We start from the raw sequence: 3,686 nt of genomic DNA on the forward strand, positions 1-3,686 counted from the left end.
GCTTCATGATCTCCGGCCCGGTCATGATCCAGGCCCTGCAAGGCGAAGGCGCCATCCTGAAGAACCGTGACCTGATGGGCGCCACCGATCCCAAGAAGGCCGAGAAGGGCACCATCCGCGCCGACTTCGCCGACAGCATCRACGCCAACGCCGTGCACGGCTCCGACGCCGCCGAAACGGCCGCTGTCGAAGTGGCCTTCTTCTTCCCCGGCATGAACGTCTACGCCGGTCGCTGATCAAGCCCACCCCTACCGGCTGACGCCGGCCCCTCAAGGGGCACTGCTAGCGGCCTGGCAAAGCCAGTTCCGCTGCAGTCGCTAAGTAAGACACTAGCCGGCGACGGTGGGGCGCTTGGAGGTTTGCAATGGATACGGTCAACCTGCTCGGATTCGATCTCCCAGGCCTGGCCGCCTACTGCGAGCAACTGGGCGAAAAGAAATTCCGTGCGACCCAGCTGTTCCGCTGGGTCCACCAGAAGGGCGCGTCGGACTTCGACCAGATGTCCGACCTCGCCAAGTCCCTGCGCGAGAAGCTCAAGGGCCGTGCCCACATCGCGGCGCTGCCGGTCATCTCCGAGCATGTCTCGACGGATGGCACCATCAAGTGGCTGTTCGATGTCGGTGCCGGCAATGCCGTCGAGGCCGTCTTCATTCCTGAGGATGATCGCGGCACGCTGTGCATCTCCAGCCAGGCCGGCTGCGCGGTCGGCTGCCGCTTCTGCTCGACGGGCCATCAGGGCTTCAGCCGCAACCTGACGACCGCCGAGATCACGGCCCAGCTCTGGTTTGCCGAGCACAACCTGCGCAAACGCCTCAACACGGCGGAGCGCGTGATCTCCAACGTCGTCATGATGGGCATGGGCGAGCCGCTGCAGAACTATGACCAGCTCGTGCCGGCGCTCAAGACCATGCTGGACGACCATGGCTATGGCCTGAGCCGCCGCCGCGTCACCGTGTCGACTTCGGGCGTCGTGCCCATGATCGACCGGTTGCGCGAGGACTGCCCGGTGGCCATGGCCGTCAGCCTGCACGCGCCGACCGATCCGCTGCGCGACCAGCTCGTGCCGCTGAACAAGAAATACCCCATCGCCGAGTTGCTGGACGCCTGCAACCGCTACCTCGAGAAGGCGCCGCGCGACTTCATCACCTTCGAGTACTGCATGTTGCAGGAGGTGAACGATTCGCCCGAGCAGGCCCATGAGCTGGTCAGGCTGTTGAGGAACAAGGTCAACTGCAAGATCAACCTGATCCCCTTCAACCCCTTCCCGGCCTCGGGCCTCACGCGCAGCACGAATGCGCGCGTGCAGGCCTTTGCCGAGGTGCTGATCCAGGCAGGTATCGTGACGACGGTGCGCAAGACGCGCGGCGACGACATCGACGCCGCCTGCGGCCAGCTGGCCGGCGAGGTGCAGGACCGCACCCGCGCGCATATCCGCATGGTCAGGGCACCCGTCACGGTGGCCAAATCCACCTGATGCCCCCTGGTGCCACCTTCGAGGAATTGATGAAGCGACTGTTGATCGTTCTGGCCACCGCCCTCCTTGCTGCCTGCGCCGGTACCACCGCGCCCAGCGCCGACCGCGAGATCAAGACCGACTCGGACCAGACCGACGGCGACCGCCGCGCCGCGATCCGGCTCGAACTGGCCCAGGGCTATTTCTCGCGCGGCCAGTTCAACACGGCCCTGGACGAGCTCAAGATGGCGCTGCAGCTCAAGCCCGACATGCGTGAAGCCGTCAACCTGCGCGGCCTCATCTACGCCGCCATGGGCGAGCACCAGCTTGCTGAGGAGGCCTTCCGCCGCGCCCTGGTCGTCTATCCCAACGATCCCGACACGCTGCACAACTACGGCTGGTTCATGTGCCAGCAGCAGCGCTGGCCGACGGCGGACTCACTGTTCGACCAGGCCCTGGCCCAGTCCACTTATCGCGCGCCGGCCCGCACCCTGCTCGCCAAGGGCGTCTGCGAGGCCCGTTCGGGCCGCATGCTGGTCGCCGAGAAGACGCTGGCGCGCGCCTTCGAGCTGGACCCCGGCAGCCCGGCTGTCGCCATGAATCTGTCCGATGTGCTGTTTCGCAACCGCGAGCTGGAGCGTGCCCGTTTCTATGTGAAGCGTGTCAACAGTCAGCCCGAGCAAGTCAATGCCCAGAGCCTGTGGCTGCAGTTGCGCATCGAGCGCAAGCTCGGCAACAGCGGCACGGTCGACGATCTGGCCATGCAAATGCGCCGCAAATACCCCCAGGCCCCGGAGACCCAGTCCCTGGACGCCGGCCGTTACGACGAATAAGCCGTGACTGCGGCGCACAGCAAGAACGAGACGATGGAACCCACCACCGAGGGACTCGCCAGCCAGGCCGCCACCGCGGGCGCCTGGCTCAGGAACGCGCGCCAGCAGCGCGGCCTGCACATCGCCGCCCTGGCGGTCATGCTCAAGGTGCCGCAGGCCAAGCTCGAGGCCCTGGAGGCCGAMCGTTTCGACGAGCTGCCCGACGCCACCTTTGCCCGCGCGCTGGCCACGGCCATGTGCCGGGCGCTCAAGGTGGACCCGGCACCGGTGCTGGCGCTGCTGCCGCGCACGCGCGATCGCGAGTTCGACGTGCGCCCTGGGCTCAACCAGCCCTTCCGTGAGCGCRGTGCCGGCCCCATTGACGGCGGCGTGCTAGGCCTGGCGACGAGGCCCGTCATCTGGGGACCGGTGCTGCTGCTGGTCGCTGCGGCAGCCATCTACTGGATCCCAGCGGGCTGGTTGCCCGAACGCGGCGCCAGTGTGGTGGCTCCAGCGGCGTCCGGCACCGTTGTCACGGCGAGCGCGCCGGTCGTCGAATTCGTGCCCGCACCCTCCGCCTCCGAACCAGCAACGACGTTGCCAGAACCTGTGGCATCTGCGCCGCTGCAGGTGCGTGATGTTGCACCGCCGCCCGCCGCCATGCCCGCCTCTGCGCCGCCGGTGAAGACGACGGTCACCGCTTCGCCCGGCAGCGCGCTGCGCGTGACGGCGACGGCCGATACGTGGATCGAGGTTGCCGACGCCAAGGGCCAGCCGCTGCTGTCGCGGGTGCTGCGTGCGGGCGAACAGCAGGAGTTCACGGGCGCCGCGCCCTACAAGCTGCGCATTGGCAATGTGCGCGGCACCCAGGTCGAATGGCGCGGTGCCGCCGTCGACCTGGCGCCGCTAGCCAAGGACAACATCGCTCGACTGGAGTTGAAATGATGAGCGAATGGATCATCCCCGAGGCCGCACCTGCGCCGCGCAGGAGCCGCCAGGCCCGCGTGGTCTGGGGCAGCCGTGTCGTCACGKTCGGCGGTGAGGCACCGGTGCGCGTGCAGTCCATGACCAACACCGACACGGTGGACGCCATCGGCACGGCCATCCAGGTCAAGGAGCTGGCGATTGCCGGCTCGGAGATGGTGCGCATCACCGTCAACACGCCCGAGGCGGCCGACGCCRTGCCCTACATCCGCGAGCAGCTCGATCGCATGGGCATCGACGTGCCGCTGGTGGGCGACTTCCACTACAACGGCCACCGCCTGCTGACCGAGCACCCGGCGATGGCCCAGGCTCTGTCCAAGTACCGCATCAACCCCGGCAATGTGGGCAAGGGCGACAAGAAGGACCGCCAGTTCGCCATGATGGTCGAGGCTGCTGCCAAGTACGACAAGGTCGTGCGCATCGGCGTCAACTGGGGC

Annotated in this window: 5 protein-coding genes; all 5 read left to right on the top strand. The window is 67.4% G+C overall.

Features of this window, described 5'->3' with window-relative positions; translation table 11 throughout:
• Positions 1-236: nucleoside-diphosphate kinase (locus AC1DU6_RS23380; protein ID WP_477859968.1), on the top strand; the 236-nt coding region annotated here is incomplete at its 5' end.
• Between the two features lie 128 nt (positions 237-364).
• Positions 365-1,474, top strand: coding sequence for a dual-specificity RNA methyltransferase RlmN (gene rlmN, locus AC1DU6_RS23385; RefSeq protein WP_457324718.1), 1,110 nt, complete (start codon positions 365-367; stop codon positions 1,472-1,474).
• Positions 1,475-1,503: 29 nt separating this feature from the next.
• On the top strand, positions 1,504-2,286 hold the full coding sequence (pilW, locus tag AC1DU6_RS23390) for a type IV pilus biogenesis/stability protein PilW (protein ID WP_457391783.1): 783 nt from the start codon (positions 1,504-1,506) through the stop codon (positions 2,284-2,286).
• A 33-nt stretch (positions 2,287-2,319) separates the two neighbouring features.
• Positions 2,320-3,210: a helix-turn-helix domain-containing protein gene (locus AC1DU6_RS23395; protein WP_477859970.1), complete on the top strand. Its 891-nt coding sequence runs from the start codon at positions 2,320-2,322 to the stop codon at positions 3,208-3,210.
• Positions 3,210-3,686 (top strand): flavodoxin-dependent (E)-4-hydroxy-3-methylbut-2-enyl-diphosphate synthase (locus AC1DU6_RS23400; RefSeq protein ID WP_477859972.1); only part of this gene is annotated, 477 nt, incomplete at its 3' end. The genes AC1DU6_RS23395 and AC1DU6_RS23400, both read left to right, overlap by 1 nt.

The organism is Roseateles sp. P5_B10, assembly GCF_056400485.1.